The organism is Aliiglaciecola lipolytica (genome assembly GCF_018860635.1).
GTDB classification, from domain to species: Bacteria; Pseudomonadota; Gammaproteobacteria; order Enterobacterales; family Alteromonadaceae; genus Aliiglaciecola; species Aliiglaciecola lipolytica_A.
Map to the genome: position 1 here is coordinate 463,344 of NZ_JAHKPT010000035.1, position 26,921 is coordinate 490,264.

Genomic DNA, 26,921 nt, shown 5'->3' on the forward strand with positions numbered 1-26,921 from the left:
AGTCTAACCTGTAAATATACCTTAGAGTGTACAAATGTTATTAAAATGTAATATCGGAGCGTAAAAGTGGATTCCAAAGTTCAAGAATTAGTAAGTGAGCAAGAGTGGCAAATGCGCGTTAATTTAGCCGCGTGTTATCGTATCGTCGCCCATTATGGTTGGGATGATTTGGTGTTTACCCATATTTCCGCCCGTGTACCTGGACCAGAGCACCATTTTTTAATTAATCCGTATGGCTTAATGTTTGACGAGGTGACAGCTTCCAACTTAGTCAAAGTTGATCTGCAAGGAAAGATAGTGATGGACTCGCCGTATAATATTAATCCTGCTGGATTTACGATTCACTCTGCAGTGCATGAGGCCAGAGAAGACGCTTTATGTGTAATGCATTTGCATACCACTGCTGGCGTTGCGCTTTCAACCCTTGAAGGTGGACTACAGGCTTATAGCCAGCAATCCTTATTCCCTCTGTCTTCATTGGCTTATCATGATTATGAAGGGGTTGCCCTTAATCCCGATGAGAAAATACGCCTAGTTACTGATTTGGCTGATAAAAACTTTATGATTTTGCGCAATCATGGTTTATTAACTTGTGGTGAAACCGTAGCTGACACGTTTTTGTATATGTTTTTGTTGCAACGCTCCTGTGAAATTCAACTACAGGCACAGGCAACAGGACAGCCATTGATTAAAATTCCAGATCCCATTTTAGATGGTATTCAAGCTCAGGCGAAACAAGTCACACGTTCCGTTGGTGGTGCTTTGGCATGGCCAGGAATTTTGCGCAAATTAGACAAAGTTAGCCCTGGTTACGATCAGTAAATAGAACCCGTGGTCTAAGTCAGCTCATCGTGGACAGGCATTGAATTAGCATGGACAGGCATGTTTTATTTCGGTGAGTAGTGAATTAGCATGGACAGGCATGTTTTAATTGGGTGAGTAGTGTTTACCGATATCAGGAACGCAGAAATAATGAGGTTTTTCAGGTATTGAAAAACCTTATTTTATATTTGCTACAGTTGGTGAATATGTATGTCAGAATGATTATTGTATTTCTAACAGTTCCACTTCGAAAATGAGCAAAGAGCCCGGTGTTATTTTTCCGGTAGCACGGTCACCATAGGCTAAATCAGCAGGTATGAAAAACTTAAACTTATCTCCAACCACCATCAATTGAACACCCTCGGTCCAACCTGGAATAACTTGGTTCAATGGAAAACTGATAGGTTCGCCTCGGTCAACTGAGCTATCAAACACACTGCCATCTATTAACATGCCGTGGTAGTGTACTTTAACAGTTGAGTTGGCTTTTGGATGTTCGTCACCATTACCTTTTTGCAATATTTGATATTGCAGCCCTGAGGCTGTTTCCACAACATCTTGGTTAGTTTTGTTGTTAACCAAAAATTCTTTTCCCACAGCAATATTTTCAATTGCTAACTTTTTATTATTTGAATTTCTATTGAAGTAGAATATTGCTATTGCAATGACCACAGCTAAAACAATAAATTTCATCACTTTTCCTATTTATTTTGATTAATTAATGTAAATGCCTAACAAGGTTTTTTTCTAAGTTAGTTGCCCGCCAATTCCTTCAGAATAATACTCCAATGATCTAATCCATCATAAAATGCTTTGATGGGCAGCCGTTCATTAAGGCCATGGGCATACATGTCGTCTGGATTGATAAATGCACTGGATATCGCCCATGTTGGAATCCCAGCTTTACGAAAATGCTTACCATCGGTGCCGCCTGATTCCATATAAGCGATGATATCTAGGTTGGGATACCTTAGATGTACGGCTTTGGCAATGGCAGACATTACGTCTTCTCGTAACTCGGAAATGGGGCTTTCAACCGGTTCATCTAGCGTGACAATCTCAATTTCATCGTTATCGACCACTTTTTGTAAGGTTTGTTTAATTTTTTCTACGGAAACCCCAGGGAAAACGCGACAATTCACAGTTGCAGTTGCGGATTGAGGTAGGGCATTTTCAGCGTGTCCAGCATTTAACATAGTCGCAACGCATGTGGTACGTGTTGTACCTACATAAGATGATTCTATCTGTAAGCGGTCAGAGGCTTGCTTATCGGTAGGATCTTTAGCAAAAGCGATCATCGCCTCACCCAATTCGCCGCCAAATTGATGCCCTGAGACTTTAAAAAACTTACGGGTCATATCACTCCACATGACAGGAAAGTGGTAGTCTTTGATATTTAGTAAGGCGCTAGATAGTTCGTAAATTGCATTATCAGTGCGTGGTCTTGAACTGTGCCCACCTTTATTGCGCAATGTCAGCTCAAAGCTCACGTAAGTTTTTTCTGCAGCCTGAACAAGATACGCGATGGCATTACCATTTTCATCCAAGTCACCACCACCGGCATCCGAATTTAATGCGAATTCAGCCGTTGCTAATTCAGGACGTTCATTGGCTAACATACGGGTTGTGACCATGCCAGTTTCTTCATCACCCGAAAAAACCAGATAGAGTTCTCTATTAGGAACAAACCCTTGCTTTTTTAAACGTATAAACGTTGATGAAAGCATGGCAATCCCAAACTTATTATCAATGCTACCCCGTCCATAAAAGTTTTTGTCATCTTGGGTCAGTTCAAATGGTGGTCGTTGCCAATCTTTTGCCAAGGCTTCTACTACATCCATGTGACCTAACAACAAAATAGGCTCCTTGTCACTTAAACCATTTGTTGGATAACGCACAATTAAGGAAGCCGTTTCTCCGCTAGGAATAATCTGAATGTCGTCGTTACTAAACCCTACCGCTTTAAATTCACTTGCCAAATATGCCGCCATTTTGGGCACATTTCCTTTGCCGGCTACCGTGGGGATACCGATAATCGTTCTATAAATTTCCAAAGATTTCTTCGCATGTTCGGAATTTTTTAAATCGTTTGCCAGTGCCGATGCGGTCGATATTAGCAAGATGCAAAATACTAAAGCATTTTTCATTGGTTAGCTCTTTATTTAAATTAAGTAGGTCGTCTAGATTAACGGCAACGAAGGGTAAATGCATTCATCCCTTTAACTTTATTTATACTGGACTCTATTTAATTGCTATCAGGAGTATATTTAAACGGCTTTTCTAGACGATTTTAGTATTTATTCCTATACTCATTTTAACATTGGCAGGATTCTGATTAGGTTATAACTGAGGGATATAGGTCCATTCTAGACCTACTAATAATAGATATGATGAACGGTCGGCATCATGCCACAAAATCAAGCAAAGACTCCACTGCGGGCGAAACTAAAAACGCTCGAGCGAATTCTGCGCTATCTAAAATAGCAGAACAAAAACCTCCTGAACTGAATCAACATTGGCAGCAACTGACGATGTCTGCAGCAAGTAGCGCGAGCCAATACATACAAAGGAAATGCAACGGTTGTGCGAGCTCCCAAACACCCTGCGATGATCCTATTGATTCTTTTATGCAACCTAAGCTCAATATTGGTATGCCTAATGACCACTTTGAACAACAAGCTGATTTAGTTGCTGAAAAAGTAATCTCTGGTAGTCACGATGCAATTATGCCGAGCAAGGTACTTGCTAAACCTGTACAAACTAGTTTAAAAAATACCGCGACAGATCCAGTCAATATGCACACTAATATTGAAAGTCAACTGAAGACTCACAACTCTAAATCTCCAGGTAGGCCAATTAACAAAGAGATTAAAGATAAAATTGAACCGGTTATTGGAGCTGATTTAAGTCAGGTGAGGGTGCATTCCGATTCAAAAAGCCATCAAATGGCAGCCTCAATCAATGCAAAAGCGTTTACCCTTAAAAATAATATCTATTTAGGAGCGCAACAAAGCTCAACTGATTTAGGCCTCATTGCACATGAGGCAACCCATACGGTTCAACAAAGCAGATACACAAATAGAATTCAACGGATATCTGATGACTATTTAAATTTTAATGCCCCACCACAATCGTTAGCCATTGAAGTCATTGCAACTGATATTTCTGCTTGGGACGATGAACGCAAAATAGCGGCGATAAAGCAATTACTTAATACTTGGTGGGTCACACCTTCAGAAGAAAATGCGTTAGAGCGTCTCTGGTCTAGCTTTGGCGAGCGTTTCCCGCAAATGGTTAATCTCCATATCACTCTTTTTCGGAAAAGTTATGAAGCAGGATTGGCTATTACTGACATGCAATTACCGGTAGTACAGAACTTTTTAAATCAGTTCAGACGTGCTGCTGTTGAATTCGTCCTCAACATTCTAGAGCTCAGCAAAATCAATGTGAATAATGAACGGATACGCTATGGTCTAGTCAATGTTACTCAAAACCCCGTTTCTTTAAGCATTATGGTTGACTCACCTGAAACCCAAGCGCTTAGATTAGCCGCATCGCAGTTATCAGACCGCCGGGCACACATTAATCGCTTATCGGCTGAGCGAGGAAGTTTAGAGCAGCATGGTACTGGGGGGAATGCAATAGGTGGAAGAATCGTGTATGACATGATTCGCAATCCTGACCGACATGAGGCTTTGGGGAGGCAAATTAGTGAACAACAAGAAGTACTTAATGCTCTACAATCTGTCCACCAACAGAACTTTCCTATTCTAGCCGCTTATGCAGAACCAGGTTACGGCAATGACAATGCATTAAGGGCGATTGCATCAAATGATGATATTCCCTTAGATAGCATGATGTCACCAGTGGCCCAACAAGTTGGCGAAACGATATTTGAGACCCTTGAAAATATAGCTGAAACGAGAGAGCGCATACTTGATGACAATGATGTTATTTGGGAGTTGCCCCGTATTATTGATTGGACAAAACGTGAACTTGGTTATGAAGATGGTGGACTACAATCTGAATTGGTCAACGCTATGCGCGCCCAAACTGAAGAAGACCAAGCTTTTATAGACATGGCACTTGGGGTGCTCGCCTTGGGTTTTGGATTGCTTGCTGCGATTCCTACTGGCGGCAGTAGCTTAGTTGCAGGTATTGCAGTTGTGGGGGCAGGGGCTAGTTTAGCGGTTAATACAGCGATCGCCCTTCGTAGTCTAGATCAATATCAATTGGATGTCGCCGCCTCTGGTAGTCATTTCGAAAAAGCCCAAGCCGTATCAGCAGCTGATCCGTCGTTACTATGGGTGGCCGTTGATATTGTCGGCGCGGGTCTTGAGCTTCCTGCCGCTAGGCAAGTATTTCGTGGAGCTGCATCGAGTATTCGACGGGCGATGAATAGTGCGTCTGATGAAGCACTAGATGTAATGGAAAATAGAATTATCGAACTTGTTGAGCAATCAGCCAGTGCTGAGCCTGGAGGTGATGCAACCCGAGCTATGGCTGAAAGTATCGCTCGCGGTATCCGCCAGAAGGTGACTCAATCTCAGAATGCACAATCGGCGTTACACCGGGTTCAGTCACAAATTGACGAGGTCACGTCGAGTCTGCGAAACGGGACTGATGATTTGATTGAGCAAGCACGTTTAATCAGTGAAATAGAAAATGGTGCGCATCATTTAAAAGCTGCTGGCAACGGCATGCTCATTCGCTGTAGTGATCAATGTACACTTATTCGGTCTTTTTATCGTCAAGAGTTAGCGGAGCATAGTGGTTTATTGGCTCGCTTAGATGCTGTTGAATCCGCAGCGCGTAGGGCACCTGAAAGTCCAGCTTGGCGGCAACAGGCCGGTGATTTAGTTGCTGAACTCAAACAACAGCGTGCTCGGCCAATACGTGCGGCTTTATCTGATAGTGCAGATCTAGATAGGTTACTAGCCAGAGAATTAGCACCTGAATTGTCTGATAGAGTTTTGCAGTCTTTGTCTGATGTCGTTGCCAGTGGTGATTTTAACTCTGAAATGTTTCAACGGATGGTAACTGTTATTGCTGGCACCGAAGAAGGTTTGCTGCGTCAACTGTTGCAGACACAAGTGCGTATTAACTTAAATACGGCCGGTGATAGGCGTGTTTTTCACTTATTCGAATCTGTTCACTGGGACACCCTTGGCTCTTATCAACAAATGAATATGTTCGAAGCACAAGCCCGTGGTTATCGAGTTTCAATGGGACCAACTCGTCGAATAGACACAGGCGCCAGTGGGCGCCTTATTGATGAGACACAACAGCTTGGCTCTGCAAATACTAATATTCTAATTGGCGATGGTGTGAATCGGCAGGGGTATGAATCCATACTTCCTACGCGTTCAGAAATAGCCGGTTTGAGCGATGATGCCAGTGATTTTGCTTTGTCTATTCGGCAACAAGCAGATGAGGCAGCTATACAAGCTCAGGCGGCTGTAATGAGAGGCGATGTTGATGCAACGGAATTAGCCTCTCATGCGGCTGAGTTAGGCCGTCGAGCAGATTTGGCTGCTAATGATCCTATGAATCAATTATCTCGACTATTGAGTGATATGTTTGCTGAGCGACTACATGCTTCTGGAGCTGGGTTTGGGATTGAGTTGCGCACAGGCATCGCCTACGGCCCTGAAGTGGTTAATCAAATTTACCAAAATCAAGGTATCGAAAGATTAATTCGTGAGCTACATCAAATGCGTGCACCTGGCACTCGATTCCGTGTTCATCTCGATTTAAGTTTGACTCCTCATAACGGTTTTGACGTATTGGAGCGCATTACTTATCGTGTTGAAATGGTAGAAGAAATGGCTGGTGGCGGATTGACTGAATTACGACCTATGTTCGAAGCCAGCATTACGATACCTCAAACTGAAATTAGAAGTTCTTCACATATCCATAGGGGAGGACGAAATATTGGTATTGAAGGAATTGAGTTAGATGTAGATAGTCAGTTCGGGGCCTTGGCTGAACACTTTAATTTAGGCCATTTACCTGATTTACCCAGTGTCGGATACGCGGATGATTTAACTGGAGCAGGCCAATTACATGATATTGATTTAGTAGAGCTTGCTGGAGGAGAGTTAGGCGGTTTAGTTCTGGATCGTCGTAGTTTTCGACATGTTTCAATGGATGGGGTGAGTTTAAGGGACGCGCAGTTAAGGCATTCAGATTTTTACAATGTTGATTTGAGCTACACAGATTTACGTGGTGCAGATTTAACCGGTGCTAATCTGCAAGGTGCGACAATTGACGTTTCGCGTCTTGATATTAGTACAACGCTGCCAGATGGCACACCTTATTTATCACCAATTGACTTAACTCGATATACAGATCCTTCACATCCTAACTTTTTTCAGCCAAATTAACTAACGACCTCTAACCCAATTTGCGGCTAATTGAGATCCTGAAGCTATCGTTAAATAAGCTATTTTCGACACCGAGTTTGATATCAAAAGTGCTAAAGTCAAAATTGAAATGAAAATATCCATCGTCACAGGTGGAGGAAGTGGTATTGGTTTGGCCGTTTGTAAGGCCTTGGCAGCAGATGGTCATAAAGTCATAGTGGTTGATTTATAAGCGTCTGCGAGTGAGGAGGTTGCCCAGGAAATTCTATCGGAGGGGGGAGACGCACACGCCATAGCATTAGATGTTTCAGACCACAAACAGGTCAAACACGCTTTTGAGCAAGTAGCCCAGCAATACGGCAGCATTGATGTGTTGGTCAATAATGCAGGTATTGGCTCAATTGGGACCTTAGAAGAAACTACTGAAAGTGAATTAGACAAAGTGTATCAGGTGAATGTTAAAGGTGTATACAATTGTGCATTCGCAACCATTTCTCAGATGAAAAAACAGCAGTCAGGTGTCATTGTTAATATGGCGTCTATTGCCTCGAGTGTAGGTATTCCAGATAGGTTTGCATATTCAATGAGTAAAGGCGCAGTGTTAACCATGACTTACTCGATTGCTAAAGACTATGTTGAAGAGGGCATTCGTTGTAACTGTGTAGCCCCTGCACGTGTGCATACTCCATTTGTTGATAACTATTTAGAAAAGAATTATCCAGAAAACAAACAGGAAATGTTTCAGAAACTATCTAAAACTCAGCCAATAGGTCGGATGGCTAAGCCCGTGGAAATTGCCCAATTGGTAAAGTATTTATGTTCAGATGATGCCAGCTTTATCACTGGAAGTAATTTTCCAATAGACGGTGGTTTTGTCACTATTAACAACTAACAGGAATTAATAATGAAATTATTGCGATTTGGTCTTAAAGGGCAAGAAGCGCCAGGAATTTTAGATACCAACAATGAAATTCGTGACTTGTCATCTGTCGTAGATGATATTGATGGAGCGACTCTACAACCTGAAATGTTAGAAAAAATCAGAAAAGTTGATTTAACCACTTTACCTAAAGCTAATTCTGATGTGCGTCTGGGGGCTTGTGTCAACCGGGTTGGTAAGTTTATTTGCATCGGTCTTAACTATGCAGATCATGCCGCTGAATCTAAAATGCCGATTCCCACAGAACCAGAAGTATTTTCAAAATTTACTAGCGCTATAACGGGCCCAAATGATGACATCATCAAACCTAAAAATAGTGATAAATTAGACTGGGAAGTTGAGCTAGCTATCGTAATTGGTAAGAAAGCGTCCTACGTACCTGAAAGCGAAGCAGCAGATCATATTGCCGGTTATTGTATCTGTAATGACGTTTCTGAAAGAACGTTCCAGCTAGAACGTGGCAATCAGTGGGATAAAGGAAAAGGCTGTGATTCATTTGGTCCTATTGGCCCTTATTTGGTTACCAGCGATGATGTTACCGATCCACATAACTTAGCTATGTGGCTTGAGGTAAATGGAAAACGTTTCCAAGACGGTAATACTAAAACGATGATTTTTAAACCCGCTTTTATCGTCAGCTATCTTAGTCAGTTTTGCACATTAGAGCCAGGTGATGTTATTTCAACAGGCACACCTCCAGGAGTTGGTCTGGGGCAAAATCCACCATTATATTTAAATGTAGGCGACAAGATTACACTGGGAATTGAAGGCCTGGGAAAGCAATCGCAAACGGTTATTGAGTGCAACTAGTTAATGTCTGAACTTGAAAAAGCAGGCTAAAAAAAGCGAAACCGAGAATATTTAATAAATCTTAAAACTGAACTCTTGCTGAACATCTTGATGTGAGGGTTTTCCGTACTTGCATCTGCGTTAAACTTGTTTGGCGCAGATGGCACTTCGCTCCAGTGTAACGATCAAAAATACCTTTAGTCTCTACATAAAAACTGTATATAACCACTTTAGTTAGCAAGTAGTGATTTTACCCTATCAAAGGTATAAACTATTCGATAAATAATTATCTGGAAAAATCATGCCTTATCACTTAGCCCAACTGAATATCGGTAAAGCTCGAGACAGCATGGACAGCACAGTGATGAAAGAGTTTGCCGATGGTCTTGAGCCTATCAATTTGTTAGCAGAGCAATCCGCTGGATTCGTTTGGCGGTTAAAAGATGATAGTGGTAATGCGACGAATATACATTATTTTGATGATCCAAATATGTTGGTCAATTTATCCGTTTGGGAAGATGTAGAGAGTTTACAAGATTTTATGTTTAAAACTCATCATATGGATTTCCTTAAGCAGCGTAAAAAGTGGTTTCAGCCTGAACGCTCAGATACCTATGTGCTGTGGTGGATTCCAGCTGGTCATTTACCTGAAATTCCAGAAGCGTTAGCGCGTTTAACTCAATTGCGAGAGCAGGGCATTAGTTCCTCCGCTTTTACTTTTTCAAAGATTTTTCCTAAACCAACGGAATAATGCTAGTCATGAAAATTTTATACGAAGACTCGATGCCCTATGCCGAGCACTTTTTCTCACCCCTTGGTGATATTCAGTCATTCTCAAGTCAAACCTTAACACCAGAAGATCTTAAGGATATTGACGTTTTACTTGTTCGCTCAACAACTAAAGTAACCGAGCAATTACTCAGCAAAGCACAAAAACTGAAATATGTGGCCACTGCAACAGCGGGTTCTGATCATATTAACAAAACCATGTTGGCTGAAAAATCGATACCTTGGGGCAGTGCAGCAGGTTGCAATGCAATCGCTGTGGCCGAATATGTATTGAGTTGTTTGGTAAACGAATATGCAGATAACCTAACCGCTTTGGCTGATAAAACGGTTGGTATCGTTGGGGCGGGGCATGTAGGCACGCAGTTAGATAAACGTTTACAAGTGCTGGGTATAAACACTAAGTTATGTGACCCTCCATTACAAAAAGCAGGGGATACTAGACGTTTTTATTCCTTCGATGAGATTTGTCAATGTGACATTATCAGCCTGCACGTTCCTTTTGTTGCTGAAGGAGACGATGTAACCCATCACATGTTTGATCTTAAGCGCTTGTCCGAGTTACAAGACTCTCAATTATTAATCAATGCTTGTCGTGGTGAGGTCATTGATAACCAAGCCGCAAAAAGCCTATTACAAAGTGGTAAAGGCTTACGTCTAAATATGGATGTATGGGAAAATGAACCGGGGATTGATTTTGACTTGGTTCCCTACAGCCGCATTGCTACAGCCCACATTGCTGGACATACTATTGAAGGTAAAGCCAGAGGTACCTACATGCTGTATGAACAGTTGTGTAAACGATTTGACCTACCGCAAAAATTAAATTTTGAAAGTTGTCTGCCAGCGGCTGAAACGATTGAAATTAGAGACCTTTGTGATAAAACCAAATTTGAGCAAGTCAGCGCTGCAATTCTTAGCACTTACGATGTTAAAATGGATAGTGACTCGTTCAAACAAGGTGTCAAATCAGCCGCAGACTTCGTTTATAGCCGAAAACACTATGCTATAAGAAGAGAATTTGCATCTGTAACCTTAAAAACTGGAAATTTAGACATTTCCGAGGCACTCTACGGCCTTGGTTTTAATACCATTGAAGAGTAAGCTGCGTGTTTGTTCACGATTCGCTTAATTTGATTATATTTTTTGGAGTAATGCACTAATGTCTCGCGCTTTTGATGTTGCTGTTTTAGGGGCAACTGGTTTAGTTGGTCAACACATGATTGAAATTCTCGAACAACGAGATTTTCCGGTTAATAAATTGTATCCATTGGCGAGCAGTCGCTCCGCGGGTGGTAAAGTGACCTTCAAGGGCAAAGAGATTACCGTGTTAGATGCAGATACATTCGACTGGTCGAGTGTTCAACTTGGTTTCTTCTCTGCTGGTGGCAGTGTTTCCGAAATTTTTGCACCTAAAGCGGCTGAAGCTGGCTGTGTGGTTATCGACAACACGTCGCATTTTCGCTACGAACCCGATATTCCATTGGTAGTACCTGAAGTGAACCCTCATGCATTGGCCGATTTTAGAAACCGCAATATTATTGCTAATCCTAATTGTTCAACTATTCAAATGATGGTGGCATTAAAGCCAATTCAAGATGCCGTTGGCATAGCTCGTATTAACGTGGCCACTTATCAATCTGTTTCTGGTGCCGGTAAGTCAGCTATGGAAGAATTAGCTAAACAAACTACCGATCTGCTAAGCGGCAGAGAAATAACACCTAAAGCCTTTAGTCGTCAAATCGCATTTAATGTAATCCCTCAAATTGATGTATTCATGGACAATGACTACACCAAAGAAGAAATGAAAATGGTCTGGGAAACGCAAAAAATAATGGGCGATGATTCTATTTTGGTCAACGCAACTGCGGTACGAGTACCTGTATTCTTTGGTCATGGTGAAGCTATACATTTAGAAACCCATTCACCTTTGGATGCTGAAGATGCTAAAAGACTATTAGCTGAAGCGCCTGGTGTGAAATTGATGGAGAATCCAGAAGACTTCCCAACTCAAGTTGGCGATGCTAGTGGCCATGATGAAACATTCGTTGGTCGAGTAAGAAACGATATCTCTCATCCAAATGGCTTAAACATGTGGGTAGTGTCTGACAACGTAAGAAAAGGCGCTGCATTAAACAGTGTTCAGATAGCCGAAGTGCTTGTCCGAGATTACATGTAATAAGATTAATATTGATGAAAGGTCAGACTGACGTCTGGCCTTTTTTTTGATTTATTTTTAGTAATCAACCGCTATGCCGATAACCAAAAGTAAGTATCTTGAAAAATGGCAAGTTTGGGTTGTTAAAACAGCAAAAAACAGCGATATGGCGCTTAATTTTCTATCTATGTAGATCATCCATCTTATGTGGTTTATATTTGTATTAATCGATATTTATTGATCACTATTTTTGAATCAACTTAGTATGGAATGAGTTTTGCTTGATACTCATTTTATAGAGCTCTAATTTTAACTGCACAGTAATAAAGGTTGATTAGAGATAAAACTTCACAATTAGTTTTTATGGAATTGTTCACATCTAGGTGAGCAAAAAATAATAATTATTACAGGGCGACGACTTAATTATATGAATGTGCGACAGGTAGCGTTTTTACTATTTGCCAGCGTAGGACTTTGGTCTATTAGCGCCACTACTGATGCCCAACAATTACAAATTAGAGGGCCCAAAAGTAACACTGCAGAGCTCTCTGGAACTACCTATGGTCCAGTGGTACCTGAAGATACGTTATGGCGAATCGCCAGTAGGTACCGTCAGAATAAGAACCTTTCTGTATACCAAGTTATGCAGGCGATTTATCAGCTCAACCCTGATGCCTTTGAAGATCAAAACTTCAACCACCTAGTTGATGGCAGTATCCTGCAACTCCCTTCTGAACGTTATGTGGCGAGAATAGACCCTAAAGTTGCTCAGATGAAAGCCGAGCAAGACGATAGCGCATGGCAAGCTTTCAGCAAAGGTGAAACCGATAAAGTCGTGGTTCGAAGTTCAAAAGAAGCAGCCAGTAAAGATGACTTATCGGAAACCAAACAGGTTATAGAAGATAAATTAAGTGCTCTTGATGCGGAACAAAATCGCCAGTTTACGGCAATTCGGCAGCAATTTGCCGAATCAATTGAAAGCGTGCAAAGCTTACTTAATGAAAACCGCAAACTAGTTGAGCGTTTAGATACAGTCGATACCGAAATTAGCAGTTTGCGTGGGCGTGTTGATGAAGAATTACAAGTCCAAATGGACCAGATGCTGGCATTGCAAAACGAACTCTTAGCGATTTCCCGTGAAGCAGAAAACCAGCGTAAAGCTGAGCTGGAAAAAAATAGTTTCGCTTGGCTAACCGACCCGTTGTTTTTAATTTTTCTTTCAGTACTTTTGACCATTAGTTTACTCGGCGCATTGGCAATGTGGTTAATTCGTCGCAAGCGCACTGAAGCTGAAACTGACGCCATACTAGATGAAAATCACGCTGCGATATTGGAGCAAAGTGATGAAATGGATGATCTGGCTGATGCCCTAACCAATGAATTAAGCGAAGAACTAGATGATAGCGACGATGACGACTTATTTGGCGATGACGATCTCTTAGATGATGTTTTGGCCGAAGAGTTAGAAGAGTCTTTAGATGCAGACAGTGACGACAATTTCGAAGCCTTTGATGATTTGGATGATGAAAGTCTAGATCCAGTGATAGAAGAGTCGACCGATGATGTTGCAAAGGAAGACAACCCGCTTGAAGACGATCTAGATAATTTATTTGATGAAGAAGAAGACTTACTTGCTGATATTGGTGATGAATTAGGCGAAAGCGACAGTTTAGCAGAAGCAAAAAGCGATGACGTGCTAGCTGATGATGAATTGGATTTGTCGGAATCTAACCTTGATGTCAGTGCTGATGACGAGTTAAGCGAAGAAATAGCTGATTTAGATATTGATACGCCAGAAAACGACGTTGAGCAAATCGATTCAGATTCCAAAGCTGCAGATCTGGATGCGGAATCAAGCCCTTCAATTTCAGCCCCAGACATTGATGATGAGCCCGACAAACCAGAAATCAGTATCGATGAATTGCTCGAACAGCCACTAGCAGAAGAAGATGGCGATTCAATTATTTCTGATAACTCAGATTTAATGAATGAGGAAATGCTGCAGAGTATTGATAAAGAAATTCATCAACAGAATGCCCAACTGGATAATATTACTGATGAGTTGCTCAATGAAATAGAGCAACTGGAGCAAATGGGCGGGATGCTCGAGGAACAGCCAGAAACGCCTGCGGATGACGAGTCGATTGAAAGTCAGATGGGAATTCAGGAATTAGATTCACTGTCGGAGATCATTGAAGATGACGATGATATCAGCGTTGATGTTGACAATGGTGAAGAGCTTGATATTGCGGATGAGCTGTTTGATGCGATCGAAGATAGTGAAACAGAAGCTGATGTTGACAGCGAAATTGAAACCTCTGCAGAGGTTCAACCTACAGAAGACCTAGATGCAGGTATATCCAACGACAATCAAATCGATGAAAATCAAAATATTGTTGATGTTGATGACATCGACGATTTACTAAATCAACAAAGTGTTGATAACAGCAGTGTAGAATCTCTGTCTGCAGACGAACTTTTAGCCGAAATTGAAGCTGATAAACAACAACCTGCGGACGAAGCCGTCATACCTGAAACCGATGCTCAAGGCCAGTCTGAAGAGCCTGTTGTTGAGCAGTCTCAACAAGATATAAATGTAAAAAGTGAAGACGTAGAGCAAGTTCAAGATGTCGAACAAGTTCAAGATATCGAACAAGTTCAAGATATCGAGGAAGCTTTAGATGTTGTAGAAGAACAACAAGACCTTGAAGAGACAGAGCACGCTGAAGAAGATTTAACTGCCGAACAAAGTAGCGAGAGCGATACCGACATAAATAAAGCTGAAAATCACGGCATCGAAGATCTCGACAAGGCGCTAGATGAATTTGAGCAAGAAGTGGTATCTGAAGCCACAAGTTTTGATGTTGAGTTAGATGATGAAACCTTAAGCTCCGCAAGCGAAGATCTGGATGATATGCAATTAGAGCAGATTATCCCGCCAGAGAAAGATGACGATATAGAGAAAGTATTATCGGGTTTTGATGAAGAGATCCCAAGTATTGATGATATTGATAGTTTGACGGGTGAGGATTCGGATGGTTTTGATGATGCCGATTTAGACGAAGCTCTCAAAGCATTTGATGAAGGCTATCTAGACGAGCAAGACACCCAGACGGAAAAACAACCATCTGAAAAGCGTGAAAATGTAGAGTTAGATGATTTACCAGGGTTAGGTGATTGGTTGTCCTCTGATGATGCAGAAGAAACGAACTCCCTTGATGAGCTAGAGAATACAAGCTTTGATGAGTTGCTCGATAGTCTTGATTCAAGCGAAATGGACGCACCGGAAAATTCACCGATTGTTGATAAAGATCCATTAGCCAACATTGATAGTGGTTTGGATTTCGACGCACTTCTAAATGATATAGATGATGCGCCAGGGCAAACCAAAGAAACAGTAACTGAGGAAAAATCAGAAGACGATTTTCTAGATGTGGATGATTTAATCAACGAAAGTATCGAGGCCGAAGGGACCCTTGATATTGACAAGGAACTTAATCTTGCTGCAGCCTTCGAATCTTACGAAGGTTTTGGTGAAGCCGACGAAGTGGATGTTGACTCAGACAACGGCATTGGTGCTAAGTTAGATTTGGCCCAAGCCTATTTGGAAACTGACGATATTGACTCAGCTAAAGAGTTGTTGGAAGAAGTATTACAAAAAGGAGACCAAACACAGCAAGAGGAAGCTAAAGAGCTACTGGAAAAACTTGCTTAAAGTCTTCACCAAGTGAATTATTGGCCTTGTTGACGAACTGCCGTTTTGGTTATTAAGACAACGACGGTAATCGGTGAAGGTTGATTATTCTTTTGTACTGTTAGCGCTACTTATCCGATGTTCTTTACACTAGCAGCCAAATTGTATTGCTTCAATCATCGGCTGCATTGAAATAGAGTAGGCTCAGTTCTTTCTTACCCTAAAAAATAAATTCAAATATCAATGGCTTAAAAGGTAACTGCTTAAAATACTGAGTAATCAACTCAATAATTTCAATGTGGAAATATGTTTTGTAATCAAAGTTACTCTATTTTTTACTCTCTTCGATGAGGATGTTTTTGAGATTATCAAAGCTCTCTCTATGCGCCTCAAATATTGCTAACTGACCTTCGAAAGCGCCTTTGTAGAGGCTAATTGCAACAATCAGATCTGCTCTAGAGCCTGACGAGGAAATTGCTTCATCCATTGGTAAAACGTCGATCAATGAACTCAACCGCACTAACGAAACGAGATAGGGCCTTGTCCATTCTCGATTAGCTTGATTTGCATGAATAAAATAATCTGTTAAAGAGGCGTGATAAACAAGTTTAGCGCGCAAAGTTTCGTTATTTAAAACACTCATATCGCCGTTAGTAACAAGCTGCTGGTAGGTTTCTGACTGGCCTTCTGGGCGGGGTAAAGAAAATGCAGTTTCAAAAAAACGTTGCATCAGTTCAATATCAGCACCATTAGGGTAATTGAGAATTTGCTGTTCAAACTCTTCTACAATTGGCGTATTTGATTTAATGAATTCAATAGCCTCGACAGTATCGTTCTCAAGTATTGTAAAGTCGGAGTGCAAACGAGTAATGATTTGTAACTCACGTTTGCTGTCTTTGCGTGCTTCATTCCAACTTGTTATTTGAAAAGCAATCAAAATACCTGCAACTACAATAAAAAAGTCGATTGCTACAGCGAACCAATCTTGTGCTTTAACGTGTTTTGAAATTCTTCTCAATAACATGTCGAGTCCCTACGTTTGTGTTCAACAAGCTTAGCATACTATTAAACCTTGTATATGGCACTCAGGTTCGCTTTGGTGGTAGTGACCTTAAACAAATTGCATCGTTAAAACGCGTTAAAATCGGTAGTTTTAATTTCCAGTGCGGCCGTTATCAAATAGTAATTTTGAATATTTATTGTGTTATCGACTATGATTTGGAAACTTAACCTATCTTTCAATCTACTATTTACAAACATGCTATGAAAAGTAATGTAAATTTCATTACAATGTCGCAATTTTTAGCATTGAATAGCGCAAATAATGCGTTTAGTGGAATTCAGAACTTTTAAACAAGGGCCTCAGTGGAACAACAACAAACAAATCGAATCGCATTAGGGATTGAATACGATGGCAGCAATTATTATGGCTGGCAAAGACAATCTCAAGTCACTAGTGTGCAATTGCATTTAGAAAAAGCCTTGAGCAAAGTTGCAAATCATCCTGTCGCTGTATTATGTGCTGGCAGAACAGATGCTGGGGTTCACGCTACTGGTCAAGTAGTGCATTTCGAAACACCTGCTTTTCGACCAGAAAGAAGTTGGACATTAGGGGTGAATACGCATTTGCCCAAAGATATTGCTGTCAAATGGGCGAAGCAAGTGAGTCCCGATTTTCACGCGCGTTTTTCTGCGGTAGGACGACGCTATCGTTATATTATTTATAACAATCCATTTCGCCCAGCAATACTGTCAGGTGGCTTGACACATATGTATACTGAACTTGACCATCAAAAAATGCATGAAGCAGCACAATGTTTGGTGGGAGAGCATGATTTTAGTGCATTCAGAGCCTCGTTATGCCAAGCTAATTCGCCAGTGCGTAGGCTTGAACATATTCAGGTTACACGACGCGGTCAATACATTATGATTGATGTGCAAGCAAACGCATTTTTGCATCATATGGTACGAAATATTACCGGCAGTCTTGCCGTAATAGGCAGTGGTGAGCAACCGGTTGAATGGATGAAAAAATTGCTTGATCAAAAAGACAGGGCTAAGGCAGGGGCTACGGCTAAACCAAATGGCTTGTATTTAGTTGATGTACTTTATCCTGAGCATTTTGGGATTCCTGAGATTCCATTAGGTCCGGCATTTTTCTGAGTGTCATTCGATCAATCGGAATCAGTGTTACTACTTCTTAGACCAGTTTTGTTTTCTTCCCAAGACTAAACTATGTTTTAATGGCGAGAATAGATATTTTACGTCGATAAGATGTCGATAATGCGATATTAATCATGATTTTGGCGAAAATAGCAGCATATACAGCGCAAATTTTTGCAATTAGGATGAATTGAATGAGTTGGATACAAAAAATACTACCGCGAACCCAGTCCTCTATTAAAAGTAATGTGCCTGAGGGGATTTGGACTAAATGTGGATCTTGTGGAGCGGTTTTATATAAAACCGAATTAGAGAAGCAGCTTGAAGTGTGCCCTAAATGTGATCACCACATGCGCATCACGGCTCGAGCAAGAATTAACTCCTTTTTAGATCAGGCCGATCGAAAAGAAATCGGAGAAGATTTAGAGCCTCAAGATGTATTGAAATTCAAAGACTCTAAACGTTATAAAGATCGCCTAACCGCCGCTCAAAAAGCAACCAAAGAAAAAGACGCTTTGATTGTTATGCAAGGCAAATTGAAAGGCATGCCAGTAGTTTGTGCCGCATTTGAATTCTCATTTATGGGTGGCTCCATGGCCTCGGTTGTTGGCGCTCGTTTTGTCAAAGCAGTAGAAGCTTGTTTAGAACATAATATGCCATTGGTGTGCTATTCAACCAGTGGTGGCGCGCGTATGCAGGAAGCATTATTTTCCTTGATGCAAATGGCTAAAACCAGTGCAGCTTTAGCGCGAATGAGTAAAAAAGGCTTACCCTATATATCAGTTTTAACTGATCCTACTATGGGTGGAGTTTCCGCCAGTTTGGCTATGTTAGGTGATATTAATATCGCTGAGCCTAAAGCATTAATCGGATTCGCAGGTCCAAGAGTTATTGAGCAGACCGTACGTGAAACTTTACCTGATGGTTTCCAACGCAGTGAATTTTTAGTGGAGAAGGGCGCTATCGATATGATTGTTGACCGTCGCCAGATGCGTGACAAAATCTACGATTTATTGAAAAAGCTACATACACAGCCCCATTAATGTCAAATAACACATCTACAGAAGACCAGAACAAGCCTAGTTTGTCCTGGTCTCTTTCTACTTGGCTAGATTATTTACAAGCCATCCATAGCAAATCTATCGATATGGGTCTTGCCCGAACCCAGCAAGTCTATGAGCGTTTGAATTTAGATTTTTCAAACAGTTCTGTGGTGACTGTTGCCGGAACTAATGGCAAAGGCACAACTTGTCGAATGATTGAGATGGGGTTACGCATGCAACAACAAACTGTTGCCGTGTATAGTTCACCGCATATTATTGATTATAGAGAGCGAGTGCGCATTAACGGCTTGATGCTAAGCGAACAAGAGCATGTGAATGCGTTTATGCAAGTAGAGCATGCTCGAGGTGCTATTTCGCTTACCTATTTTGAGTTTGCTACCTTAGCTGCGCTAGTGTTAATTGCCAATCAGCAACCAGACTTTGTGGTGTTGGAAGTTGGTTTAGGCGGTCGTTTGGATGCGGTTAATATAGTTGATCCCAATCTCGCTGTAATTACAAGTATTGCCCTTGACCACCAAGATTGGCTAGGGGATACCCGAGAGCTTATTGCTACAGAAAAAGCCGGCATAATGCGTCCCAAGGTTCCTGTAGTTGTAGGCGAGCCAGTGCCGCCAGAAACACTGTTAATAGCGGTTGATAAAATGCAAGCGCAACCATCTTGGCAAGGAAAAGAGTTTGGCTTTGAGGATTGTGATACAAGTTGGTGTTGGTATAATCAGTCAGTCCAATTTAGTGATTTATCAATTCCATTGATCCCAATGCAAAACGCGTCAACGGCGTTGCAAGTATTGAGTTTGTTAGGGCATTTACCTCGCAATCAAGATGAGGTCAACGAACTCATCGAAAAATCGAGCTTACCTGGGCGCTTTGAAGAGATTAGTCAGCAGCCTAAGATCATTGTTGATGTCGCCCATAATCCGCAAGCAACCGAGTTATTGGCCGCACGAATTGGACGAATGAAATACACGCAATTGCATCTGGTTGTGGCTATGTTGGAAGATAAAGATATCGCCGGTAGTTTTTTACCACTTGAATCGCTGAAAGCCAATTGGTATGTTGCGTCTCTTAATGTGCCTCGCGGCGCAAAGAGTAAACAATTAAAAACAGTGCTCACTAAATCACAAAAAGTGGTAGAGTTTGAGCATGTTTCTGATGCGCTACTTGCAGCAACGAAAAATGCTGGAAATGATGATTTGATCATTGTGTTTGGTTCATTTTTCACGGTAAGCGAAGTGTTGCAAGCATCTTAATTCGACTGAATAAATATACGATGCTACTGGTCTAAAAGAGGAAAAGTCTTGTCTTCAGCACTACAAAACCGATTGGTGGGCACCATTATAGTCGTTGCATTAGCAGTGATTTTTCTGCCTGATTTGCTCGATGGTGAAAAACAAACTAGCCAAGATCTATTTGAATCAATACCAGATCAACCTAAAATGCGTGAACTTAATGAAACGCAAGATTTCCCTCTCGAGCAAGTCGAACAAGAAGTAAATCGCAAGGTTGAAATTGTACCTGACGTAGCAATCGACGATTTTGAGATTAACCAAAATGAAGATAACAACGAGCTGGCATCGCGCCAAGACTCGCCGGTTAATGATTCATCTTCTCAAAAAACTGAAAATAAAAAAATTACCCCGAGCGAAATAGATCACCCGATTGAAGACAAAGTAGAAGTCAATCCCGGTAAAATGGACAATCGTTTACTAGCCAAAGCAGGTTGGGTTGTTCAATTAGGTGTGTTTCGTCATCAAAAAAATGTCAGCGAATTGCTTAGTACACTGCGAAATGCAGGTTATCAAGCATTCAGTCGACCAGTTCAAACGAGCACTGGTGAGTTAACAAAAGTGTTTGTTGGACCTGAGTTAAATAAAGAAAAACTGCAAAAAGCGGTTCCACATCTTCGCGAATTGACTAAGTTGCAGGGTCGAGTAACACCATTCACAGTGAAATGAATACTAGAAATATATGCTATCTCTGATAGAATGCGCGCGATTTTAACGAACCAACAATTAATATGACCGGGTCATTATGAATTGGATAGATTTCACCATCATTGGCGTTATCGCTGTCTCCACCATTATAAGTTTGGTACGGGGATTTATTAAAGAAGCTATCTCTTTAGCTATTTGGTTCGCCGCTTTTTTTATTGCTAGCCAATTTTATGAATACCTTGCCGTCTACATGACTAAATTTGATGATCAGATGGTCAGAAATGGGGTGTCCATAGCGATTTTGTTTGCCAGTACGCTGATTCTAGGCGGATTGATAAATTACTTAATTGCGCGCTTAGTACAGTTTACTGGACTCACAGGTACCGACAGAGCCCTTGGCTCAGTTTTTGGTATTATCCGTGGCATTCTGATTGTGAGTGCTGCTTTGTTCTTCTTAGATACCTTCACTACTGCTTCCGAGTCGTCTTGGTGGATAGAGTCAGTATTAGTTCCTGAATTCACTCCCATTATTGAGTGGTTTTTTAGTTTTATACAAAATAACTCCAGTTTTTTAACGCCGAATAAATAGGTAAATTGCATGTGTGGTATTGTCGGAATTGTTGGAAAGAGTGCAGTAAGTCAAGCACTTTATGACGCGTTAACTGTTCTTCAGCATCGTGGGCAAGATGCCGCAGGGATCATGACTATAGATGATAAAATGTTTCATCTAAGAAAAGCGAATGGATTGGTGCGAGATGTATTTCACAACCGCCATATGCAACGTTTAACAGGCCAATTTGGTATTGGTCATGTGCGTTACCCCACTGCAGGGTCTTCAAGCTCAGCAGAGGCCCAACCGTTTTACGTCAACTCGCCATTTGGAATTGCTTTTGCACACAATGGGAATTTAACCAATGCCCATGATTTGCAAGATGAAGTATTCCGTATTGCCAGACGACATATCAATACGACGTCTGATTCAGAACTTTTATTAAATATTTTTGCCCATGAATTACAACAATGTGCAGGTTTAACCTTAACCCCTGAAGAGGTTTTCACCACGGTTGCCAATGTGCACAAGAAGATTCGTGGCGCTTATGCTGTGGTTGCTGCGATTATCGGCAATGGCATGGTTGCGTTTCGAGACCCATATGGCATACGTCCTCTTGCTTTAGGTAAGCGTAAAACTGAGCAGGGTGATGAATATATGGTTGCATCCGAAAGTGTTGCTCTAGATGCCGTAGGTTTTACGTTTATTCGTGATGTCGCACCAGGCGAAGCAATATATGTGACTGAAGAAGGTGAATTATTTACTAAACAGTGCGCGCAAAACCCTAAAAATATTCCCTGTATTTTCGAATTTGTTTACTTCGCAAGACCTGATTCCTTTATCGATGGAATATCAGTATATGCCTCGCGGGTGAATATGGGTAAAAAGCTAGGTCAGAAAATAGCCAAAGAATGGGCTGATTTAGATATTGATGTGGTTATTCCTATTCCGGAAACGTCTTCCGATGTAGCGTTGCAAATTGCTATAGAGTTGGACTTACCTTACCGTCAAGGCTACGTAAAGAACCGTTATATCGGTCGTACTTTTATCATGCCAGGTCAAACGCTTAGACGTAAGTCGGTGCGACGTAAACTTAACGCCATTAAATCAGAATTTAAAGACAAAAATGTTCTTCTGGTTGATGATTCAATTGTACGCGGCACTACATCTGAACAGATTATTGAAATGGCCCGTGAATCAGGTGCCAAGAAGGTGTATTTCGCGTCAGCTGCGCCAGAGATTCGTTTTCCAAATGTTTATGGTATTGATATGCCAAGTGCAAATGAATTGATCGCTTACGGCCGCGATATCGACGAAATTAGTGAGTTAATTAAAGCTGATGGGCTGATTTTCCAAGATATTCAAGATCTAGTTGAAGCGGTTAGTGCTGAGAATCCTGCTATTACTCGTTTTGAAACGTCTGTATTTGATGGTGAGTACATAACTGGTGATATTGACCAAGCTTATTTAGAGAGAGTTGATGGGGCCCGTTCTGAAGGGGCTAAAAAATCAATGATACAAACTGAATTAAGTAATTTGGAAATGCACAATATTGATTCGGATAATGACGATTAAGCCTATATTTAATCACTGTGATTAAATTTGCGGTTTATCGTTGATCTACATTAAGTGAGGCTCAGGCCTCACTTTTTATTTCAGCCTTGTAAACCCGTTACTGCTATTTTGAGCACGTTAAAAGCATCCCTTGGAATTGTGAATTATATCGGCCAGCCACCAAGGGCTTTCCATCTATTGACCATAAAACAAAATAACTCGGCGGTTTTCATCGTATCGTAAAGTGCTGAGTGGGCTTCTCTTTGGTCAAATTCGATTTGTGCCGCTTCACAGGCCTTAACCAGCACCGTCTGACCTAAGGTTAAACCGGCTAAACTGGTGGTATCAAATGATACAAAAGGATGGAAAGGAGTGCGTTTAATATTACACCTTTCAATGGCTGCATTCACAAAGCCTTGGTCGAATGATGCATTGTGGGCAACAATCACTGAGCGTTGGCATTCCGCTGCTTTTTGTTCTTTTCGGATCTCTTTGCACAAATTTTTAATTGCTTCAGATTCATCAATCGCGCCTCGTAATGCACAATAAGGATCAATACCGTTAAAGTCCAAAGCGGCTTGTTCGAGGTTTGCGCCCTCGAAAGGGTTAATATGGTAATGGAACGTTTTATTTATCTGAATGTCTCCAGAAGCTGTCATTTTCAATGTCACTGCTGCTAATTCTAATAAAGCATCAGTTTGCGCATTGAATCCAGCTGTTTCAACATCAATGACGACTGGGAAATACCCTCTAAATCGTTGGTTCAACAGGTGAATTGGATCTGACATGATAACCTTATTAATCGACAACATAGCTTGCTATTATGTCAACCTTTAAAGCCTTGTACCAGTTCAGTTGTGAATATGTTTAGGCGCATTTGCATTTGATAGGTCTAGTTGGTTATTATCCGTACACAACGGGTGATTAAACTTTTTGTTTCTAGTGTCGATATCTATAATGGATAAACACTATTTACTGGATTTCTGTCTGATATGAAAAAGTGCGCGATTTTTTTGGGCTTAACCCTCAGCTTTGCTAGCCAAGCTAGCTTGCGTCATTATGCAGCGCCAGTTGAGGATTCTCAGTGGCAAGTCAGTCAAAAAAGTCGCTTGCAATGTACTTTGAGTCACCAACTTCCTGGTTATGGAGAAGCTGCTTTTTACAGCACGGCTTCTAAGCAACTGAATATGGAATTTGAGTTGCAGATGTTAAGGTTACCAAACACCTATTCTGTTGCCTCCGTTTATTCAGTCCCACCCAAATGGATGCCAGGACAAATGCAGCGTGAAATTGCGCAAATGCCAATTCGCAAACAATACAATAGTGATTTACCGCAAAAAGCCGCTTGGACAATGTTAACTGAATTGGAAAAAGGTTTTTGGCCAACACTATATTATCAAGATTGGTATAGTGACTTCGATCGTATCGCTGTGGGTTTAAATGCCAGTAACTTTTCGAAACCCTATGTTGAGTTCGCTGAGTGTGTCGCTAATTTATTACCTTTTGCATTTGAAGATATTGCATACACAGTGCTAAGTTACAACAGCAATAGTACAGACTTAACCAAATACTCTAAAAAACGCCTACAAATGATCGGGGACTATTTAAAAGAAGATACAGATCTTGAGCTGGTTTTGTTAGATGGATACTCAGATAGTTATGGTGGTCGTTGGAACAACGAACAATTATCTATTCGTCGAGCAGAGGAAATTAAGGCGTACTTCACCGAAATGGGAGTAGATTCTTCTCGAATTGAGGTGACAGGTCATGGTGAACGCCGTCATGCGGCGACCAATACGAATAAGATGTCTCGTGCTAAAAATCGTCGAGTCATCATTCGAATGGCTAAACCCTAAATTCACAAAGCTCGCAATCGCGAGCTTGTTAGTTTTTACTAGTGACTCTAGAGCAATATCATCGCTTTTCTAAGTAATTTTCCAGCACATCGGTAAAGTCGGTAAATAAACCATCTACTTTTAAATCTTCGAATAGGATGTCTAGCACCTGTTGCGAAGAATACTTGGCTGGGAGGTCGTCTTTTCTAAATGTATAAGGATGAATTAGCAGCCCTGCTTGATGGGCATTGGCTAGTAAACTAGTTGGTGTTTTATTCGCAAAATCAAATAGTTGTGGAATCCATGGGCCAATACCTTGGGCTACTTTTGCAATTTCTTTGAGACCTTGTGCGGATTTCAAATATTCATAGTCAGAATTCGACTCTTGCCAACTGTTTTCAGCAATAAGCTGAATTAACTTCACCTTGGCATTTAACTCGTTCCTAAGACGCTGTGTTTCTGCGAAGTCAAAGCATTGCACATAAACATGGCTGTCTTGGTTATCCAAACCGTATTTACGCAGGATATTCAGGGTGATTTGACTTAAGTCCGCTCCGTGAGTTTGGTGCCAAAGGGGCGATTTGATTTCCAGATAAAGACCCACATCTCGCTTAAATTGCCGATTAAGTTGTTGAATCAAATTAATTTGTTGTTCAAATGTGGCAATCTTAAATGATGACTGTCCATGATAGCGCTCTTGATTACGAGGCTCCTGAAAACGATAGGGGAATACTTGTTCGCCTTTGTCATTTGTCCGCTCGTGTACATTAAGGGTTTGCAGTTCTGCCAAGGTGAAATCGAACGCGTAGTAGCGGCCGTCAGCCCGATGGCGTTTAGGGAATATTTGTTCGACGTTGGTCACGGTTTCAAGGTGTATGTCATGCAGTACTACCGGTATTAAGTCTTTGCTCAAAACTAAATCTTGTTCTATGTAATCGGCCCCTTGGGAATATGCAAGGACAGCGGCTTCTAACGTATGCTCAGGCAAGTATCCGGAAGCCCCGCGATGGGCGATAACTATCGGCTTGGCGTAAAGTTGCATGCAAAATAGGCACAACAATATTAATAGTGGGAGCTTGTACGGCATATATTCCTACCTGTATTTAATTGGGACATTCAAATTATTCATTCCGTCAACCATAACACCAGCATATGAAAGTTCGGTGACTATAGTCACTTATCCCAGTATGGGATTTCGCTAAAATAGGCTGCAAAATAGTCAATGAACACTCTTACTTTAGTGCAGTAACCGAAAGCGGGAAAAACAATCCATACACCTTCGCTAACCAATGATAGCTTTAACTAGCCATACTGCGCTGAATTTCACTTTTGGCCGCTAAAGCGACATTTAGGAAAGCATTCACAGTCGCGCTAGGATTATTCTGTTTGAATTGAATTTGCAGGGGAATTTGTGTGTCGACATTTTCTAGTGCAATAAAATGGCACCCTCGGCTATACAATTTACTAACACAAAATGGTGCGATCGCCACCCCTAAACCTGCAGCCACTTCTGTCACTAAGGTTTGCATATGCTTTGGTTGACTTATGATATCCGGTGAAAATCCGGCTTGTTTGCACAGGATGATAGTTTCATCAAAGAGCCCAAGGGCCTCATCACGATTGAAAATAATAAATTGTTCAGTCTTTAACTTAGCCAGCTCAACCTGTTTAGCACCTGCAAGAGCATGGCTTTGGCTGACTAGTGCAACGAATTTGTCGATATAAATATCGTGACGAATAAACTCATCAGCAATTGGCGTGGGCAGGGGCCTTGAAAATGCAATATCGATTTTATCTTGCTTAAAGGCTTCAATTTGTTCGGTTGCTGTCATTTCAAATAGGCTAACATGGACTTCAGGAAACTGGGATTTGTAGGTTCGGATCAAAGTGGCCATAAATGATAAACAAGCTGAGCTTAAGTGAGCAATATTCAGTGTACCCACTTTTCCACTGTGGGCACGCTTAACCTGGCTTTTTGCCTTATCTGTAAGGGTTAGGATCGCGCTAGCATCTGTTAACAACTGCTCACCGGCTGGGGTTATCGCGACATCTCGAGAGTTTCGATTAAATAACCTTACCCCAAGCTCCGCCTCTAATGCAGAAATATGTCGGCTAATGGCCGGTTGTACAGTATGTAACTCTCGCGCAGCTTCTGAAAAGCTTTTGTGTTTAGCCACAGTTATAAAGCTTTTTAATGTTTTTATGTCCACGATTGCCCCCAAGTTTACTTATATATAAAATCTGTATAGATTCCATAAAAAGTTATC

At 41.3% G+C, this 26,921-nt stretch carries 20 protein-coding genes and 1 pseudogene; 15 read left to right on the plus strand and 6 right to left on the minus strand.

The window, feature by feature from the left end; genetic code table 11:
- The first annotated feature begins 66 nt into the window (after nucleotides 1-66).
- The gene (locus KO530_RS20005; protein WP_216050214.1) at nucleotides 67-822 is read left to right on the plus strand and encodes a class II aldolase/adducin family protein; all 756 of its coding nucleotides are present in this window, start codon (nucleotides 67-69) and stop codon (nucleotides 820-822) included.
- A 222-nt stretch (nucleotides 823-1,044) separates the two neighbouring features.
- Here KO530_RS20005 and KO530_RS20010 read toward each other — a convergent pair whose 3' ends face one another.
- Complete coding sequence (locus KO530_RS20010) at nucleotides 1,045-1,515, minus strand: FKBP-type peptidyl-prolyl cis-trans isomerase (RefSeq protein ID WP_216050215.1); 471 nt, start codon at nucleotides 1,513-1,515, stop codon at nucleotides 1,045-1,047.
- A gap of 59 nt (nucleotides 1,516-1,574) precedes the next feature.
- Nucleotides 1,575-2,969 (minus strand): M20/M25/M40 family metallo-hydrolase, encoded by a 1,395-nt coding sequence (locus KO530_RS20015; protein ID WP_216050216.1) that lies wholly within the window; start codon nucleotides 2,967-2,969, stop codon nucleotides 1,575-1,577.
- Nucleotides 2,970-3,209: 240 nt separating this feature from the next.
- On the opposite strand from KO530_RS20015, the gene KO530_RS20020 reads away from it, so the two are divergent.
- The 7 genes and pseudogenes from KO530_RS20020 to KO530_RS20050 all read left to right on the plus strand — a co-directional run bounded on the left by KO530_RS20020 (nucleotide 3,210) and on the right by KO530_RS20050 (nucleotide 15,575).
- Nucleotides 3,210-7,208: an eCIS core domain-containing protein gene (locus KO530_RS20020; protein ID WP_216050217.1), complete on the plus strand. Its 3,999-nt coding sequence runs from the start codon at nucleotides 3,210-3,212 to the stop codon at nucleotides 7,206-7,208.
- 109 nt (nucleotides 7,209-7,317) lie between these two features.
- A pseudogene (locus tag KO530_RS20025) lies at nucleotides 7,318-8,079 on the plus strand (SDR family NAD(P)-dependent oxidoreductase).
- A 12-nt stretch (nucleotides 8,080-8,091) separates the two neighbouring features.
- Entirely contained in the window at nucleotides 8,092-8,937 is an 846-nt protein-coding gene (locus KO530_RS20030) for a fumarylacetoacetate hydrolase family protein (protein WP_216050218.1), read from the plus strand.
- Between the two features lie 280 nt (nucleotides 8,938-9,217).
- Nucleotides 9,218-9,667, plus strand: coding sequence for a DUF3291 domain-containing protein (locus KO530_RS20035; protein WP_216050219.1), 450 nt, complete (start codon nucleotides 9,218-9,220; stop codon nucleotides 9,665-9,667).
- Between the two features lie 8 nt (nucleotides 9,668-9,675).
- Nucleotides 9,676-10,806, plus strand: a complete 1,131-nt coding sequence (locus KO530_RS20040) for a 4-phosphoerythronate dehydrogenase (protein ID WP_216050220.1) — start codon at nucleotides 9,676-9,678, stop codon at nucleotides 10,804-10,806.
- A 58-nt stretch (nucleotides 10,807-10,864) separates the two neighbouring features.
- Complete coding sequence (locus tag KO530_RS20045) at nucleotides 10,865-11,881, plus strand: aspartate-semialdehyde dehydrogenase (protein WP_216050221.1); 1,017 nt, start codon at nucleotides 10,865-10,867, stop codon at nucleotides 11,879-11,881.
- Between the two features lie 406 nt (nucleotides 11,882-12,287).
- Nucleotides 12,288-15,575: a FimV/HubP family polar landmark protein gene (locus KO530_RS20050; RefSeq protein WP_216050222.1), complete on the plus strand. Its 3,288-nt coding sequence runs from the start codon at nucleotides 12,288-12,290 to the stop codon at nucleotides 15,573-15,575.
- Nucleotides 15,576-15,882: 307 nt separating this feature from the next.
- Here the strand turns inward: KO530_RS20050 and KO530_RS20055 are convergent, their stop codons facing one another.
- The gene (locus KO530_RS20055) at nucleotides 15,883-16,578 is read right to left on the minus strand and encodes a DUF6090 family protein (protein WP_216050223.1); all 696 of its coding nucleotides are present in this window, start codon (nucleotides 16,576-16,578) and stop codon (nucleotides 15,883-15,885) included.
- 341 nt (nucleotides 16,579-16,919) lie between these two features.
- On the opposite strand from KO530_RS20055, the gene truA reads away from it, so the two are divergent.
- From truA to purF, 6 genes are all read left to right on the plus strand, one after another.
- On the plus strand, nucleotides 16,920-17,717 hold the full coding sequence (truA, locus tag KO530_RS20060) for a tRNA pseudouridine(38-40) synthase TruA (RefSeq protein WP_216050224.1): 798 nt from the start codon (nucleotides 16,920-16,922) through the stop codon (nucleotides 17,715-17,717).
- A gap of 194 nt (nucleotides 17,718-17,911) precedes the next feature.
- Nucleotides 17,912-18,760, plus strand: coding sequence for an acetyl-CoA carboxylase, carboxyltransferase subunit beta (gene accD / locus KO530_RS20065; protein WP_216050225.1), 849 nt, complete (start codon nucleotides 17,912-17,914; stop codon nucleotides 18,758-18,760).
- On the plus strand, nucleotides 18,760-20,031 hold the full coding sequence (gene folC / locus KO530_RS20070; protein ID WP_216050226.1) for a bifunctional tetrahydrofolate synthase/dihydrofolate synthase: 1,272 nt from the start codon (nucleotides 18,760-18,762) through the stop codon (nucleotides 20,029-20,031). Before accD ends, folC begins: the two co-directional genes overlap by 1 nt.
- 48 nt (nucleotides 20,032-20,079) lie before the next feature.
- A complete protein-coding gene (locus KO530_RS20075) occupies nucleotides 20,080-20,736 on the plus strand; it encodes an SPOR domain-containing protein (protein WP_216050227.1) in 657 nt (218 codons plus the stop codon).
- A gap of 76 nt (nucleotides 20,737-20,812) precedes the next feature.
- Nucleotides 20,813-21,304, plus strand: a complete 492-nt coding sequence (locus KO530_RS20080; RefSeq protein WP_216050228.1) for a CvpA family protein — start codon at nucleotides 20,813-20,815, stop codon at nucleotides 21,302-21,304.
- Between the two features lie 9 nt (nucleotides 21,305-21,313).
- Complete coding sequence (purF, locus tag KO530_RS20085) at nucleotides 21,314-22,840, plus strand: amidophosphoribosyltransferase (protein ID WP_216050229.1); 1,527 nt, start codon at nucleotides 21,314-21,316, stop codon at nucleotides 22,838-22,840.
- A 143-nt stretch (nucleotides 22,841-22,983) separates the two neighbouring features.
- Here purF and rnt read toward each other — a convergent pair whose 3' ends face one another.
- Nucleotides 22,984-23,607, minus strand: a complete 624-nt coding sequence (rnt, locus tag KO530_RS20090; protein WP_216050230.1) for a ribonuclease T — start codon at nucleotides 23,605-23,607, stop codon at nucleotides 22,984-22,986.
- A 204-nt stretch (nucleotides 23,608-23,811) separates the two neighbouring features.
- Between rnt and KO530_RS20095 the strand changes: the two genes are divergently transcribed.
- Nucleotides 23,812-24,675 (plus strand): flagellar protein MotY, encoded by an 864-nt coding sequence (locus KO530_RS20095; RefSeq protein ID WP_216050231.1) that lies wholly within the window; start codon nucleotides 23,812-23,814, stop codon nucleotides 24,673-24,675.
- 58 nt (nucleotides 24,676-24,733) lie between these two features.
- Here KO530_RS20095 and glpQ read toward each other — a convergent pair whose 3' ends face one another.
- Nucleotides 24,734-25,741 carry a glycerophosphodiester phosphodiesterase gene (gene glpQ / locus KO530_RS20100; protein WP_216050232.1) on the minus strand — a complete coding sequence of 336 codons (1,008 nt, stop codon included), beginning with the start codon at nucleotides 25,739-25,741 and terminating at the stop codon, nucleotides 24,734-24,736.
- Between the two features lie 211 nt (nucleotides 25,742-25,952).
- A complete protein-coding gene (locus KO530_RS20105; RefSeq protein ID WP_216050233.1) occupies nucleotides 25,953-26,864 on the minus strand; it encodes a LysR family transcriptional regulator in 912 nt (303 codons plus the stop codon).
- Nucleotides 26,865-26,921 lie beyond the last annotated feature (57 nt).

Bases quoted from the DNA above. Each gene is read 5' to 3' on its own strand.
- KO530_RS20010 (WP_216050215.1), bottom strand. From the start codon at position 1,515: ATGAAATTTATTGTTTTAGCTGTGGTCATTGCAATAGCAATATTCTAC.
- KO530_RS20015 (WP_216050216.1), bottom strand. From the start codon at position 2,969: ATGAAAAATGCTTTAGTATTTTGCATCTTGCTAATATCGACCGCATCG.
- KO530_RS20020 (WP_216050217.1), top strand. From the start codon at position 3,210: ATGATGAACGGTCGGCATCATGCCACAAAATCAAGCAAAGACTCCACT.
- KO530_RS20030 (WP_216050218.1), top strand. From the start codon at position 8,092: ATGAAATTATTGCGATTTGGTCTTAAAGGGCAAGAAGCGCCAGGAATT.
- KO530_RS20035 (WP_216050219.1), top strand. From the start codon at position 9,218: ATGCCTTATCACTTAGCCCAACTGAATATCGGTAAAGCTCGAGACAGC.
- KO530_RS20040 (WP_216050220.1), top strand. From the start codon at position 9,676: ATGAAAATTTTATACGAAGACTCGATGCCCTATGCCGAGCACTTTTTC.
- KO530_RS20045 (WP_216050221.1), top strand. From the start codon at position 10,865: ATGTCTCGCGCTTTTGATGTTGCTGTTTTAGGGGCAACTGGTTTAGTT.
- KO530_RS20050 (WP_216050222.1), top strand. From the start codon at position 12,288: ATGAATGTGCGACAGGTAGCGTTTTTACTATTTGCCAGCGTAGGACTT.
- KO530_RS20055 (WP_216050223.1), bottom strand. From the start codon at position 16,578: ATGTTATTGAGAAGAATTTCAAAACACGTTAAAGCACAAGATTGGTTC.
- accD (WP_216050225.1), top strand. From the start codon at position 17,912: ATGAGTTGGATACAAAAAATACTACCGCGAACCCAGTCCTCTATTAAA.
- folC (WP_216050226.1), top strand. From the start codon at position 18,760: ATGTCAAATAACACATCTACAGAAGACCAGAACAAGCCTAGTTTGTCC.
- KO530_RS20080 (WP_216050228.1), top strand. From the start codon at position 20,813: ATGAATTGGATAGATTTCACCATCATTGGCGTTATCGCTGTCTCCACC.
- purF (WP_216050229.1), top strand. From the start codon at position 21,314: ATGTGTGGTATTGTCGGAATTGTTGGAAAGAGTGCAGTAAGTCAAGCA.
- rnt (WP_216050230.1), bottom strand. From the start codon at position 23,607: ATGTCAGATCCAATTCACCTGTTGAACCAACGATTTAGAGGGTATTTC.
- KO530_RS20095 (WP_216050231.1), top strand. From the start codon at position 23,812: ATGAAAAAGTGCGCGATTTTTTTGGGCTTAACCCTCAGCTTTGCTAGC.
- glpQ (WP_216050232.1), bottom strand. From the start codon at position 25,741: ATGCCGTACAAGCTCCCACTATTAATATTGTTGTGCCTATTTTGCATG.